The organism is Variovorax sp. P4_D9, assembly GCF_056401695.1.
Genome location: NZ_JBFUIU010001341.1, coordinates 1 through 1,666 on the forward strand (window position 1 = coordinate 1; position 1,666 = coordinate 1,666).

Genomic DNA, 1,666 nt, shown 5'->3' on the forward strand with positions numbered 1-1,666 from the left:
CCGCACCGGCATGGCACCTCGGCGACGCGTTTCGCCTCCTGGACCCGGCGATCCTCAGGCGCTTTGCTCAGCAACCCTCTTCAGCCAAAAGTCAAAAGCTTCTCAGCCTCTGAGTCCGCGCGGCGCCGCGGGCCGTCAGGCGGCGGCCGCCGTGGCGGCGCGCCGCTCGCTCAGCCGCTTGGCCAGGCGCGGCAGGATCATTACGGCCAGCACGATGATCACCAGCACGATCGACATCGGGCGCTGGAAGAACACCGCCGCACTGCCTTCGCCGATCGACATCGCGTTGCGCAGCTGGGCCTCGGCCAGCGGCCCGAGGATCATGCCGACCACCACCGGCGCGGTTGGAAAGTCGAAGCGCCGCATGACGACGCCCAGCAAGCCGATGGCGTAGAGCAGCACCAGGTCGAAGGCGCTCTGGCGCATGCCGTAGGCACCGACCGTGGCGAAGATCAGGATGCCCGCATAGAGCTGCGGCTTCGGGATCTTCAGGAGTTTGACCCACAAGCCGACCATCGGCAGGTTCAGCACCAGCAGCATCACGTTGCCGATGTAGAGCGAGGCGATCAGCGCCCAGACCAGCGCGGCCGAGGTCGTGAACAGCTGCGGGCCCGGCTGGATGCCGTAGTTCTGGAACGCCCCGAGCAGGATCGCGGTGGTGTTTGAGGTCGGGATGCCCAGCGTCAGCAGCGGGATCAGCGCGGCGGTCACGGTGGCATTGTTGGCGGCTTCGGGCCCGGCCACGCCCTCGATGGCGCCCGTGGTGCCGAACTCGCCCTTGGCATCCGCATCCTTGGCCAGCTTCTTCTCGGTCGCGTAGCTCAGGAAGGTCGGGATCTCGGTGCCGCCGGCCGGGATGCAGCCGAAGGGCGTGCCGATCGCGGTGCCGCGCAGCCAGGCGGGAATCGAACGCTTCCAGTCGCGCGCCGTCATGTGCACGCGGCTCAGCTTGTTTTGCCCTTCGACCACCTTGCCCTCGTAGAGCACGGCATACAGCACCTCGGCCACCGCGAACAGGCCGACCGCCACCAGCACGATCTCGATGCCGTCGAGCAGTTCGGGAATGCCGCCGGTGTAGCGGCCCTGGCCCGAAATCTGGTCGAGCCCGATGCAGCCGGCCGCGAGCCCGATGAACAGCGCCGTCATGCCGCGAAGCGTGCTCTTGCCGAGCACCGCGCTGACCGTGGTGAAGGCCAGCAGCATCAACAGGAAGTACTCGGGCGGGCCGAGCTTGACCGCGAAGTCGGCGACGAAGGGCGCGAACAGCGTGACGACGACGGTCGCGATCGTGCCGGCCACGAAGGAGCCGATCGCGGCGGTCGCGAGCGCGGCGCCCGCACGCCCGCTCTTGGCCATCTTGTTGCCCTCCATCGCGGTCACCATGCTGGCCGTCTCGCCCGGCGTGTTCAGCAGGATCGAGGTGGTCGAGCCGCCGTACATGGCGCCGTAGTAGATCCCCGAGAAGAAGATCATCGAGGCCGTGATGTCGACCTTGCCGGTGATCGGCAGCAGCATCGCCACCGCGACCGCCGGCCCGATACCGGGCAGCACGCCGACGGCGGTGCCCAGGGCGCAGCCGATCAAGCACCAGAGAAGGTTCGCGGGCGTGATCGCCAGCGCGAACCCATGCATCAATGCGTTGAAGATATCCATGTCAGGCCTCCCT

At 67.8% G+C, this 1,666-nt stretch carries 1 protein-coding gene; it reads right to left on the reverse strand.

The features are described from left to right. Positions 1-135: 135 nt before the first annotated feature. Positions 136-1,653: a tripartite tricarboxylate transporter permease gene (locus tag AC1DY5_RS54675; RefSeq protein WP_478122535.1), complete on the reverse strand. Its 1,518-nt coding sequence runs from the start codon at positions 1,651-1,653 to the stop codon at positions 136-138. Positions 1,654-1,666: the final 13 nt, after the last annotated feature.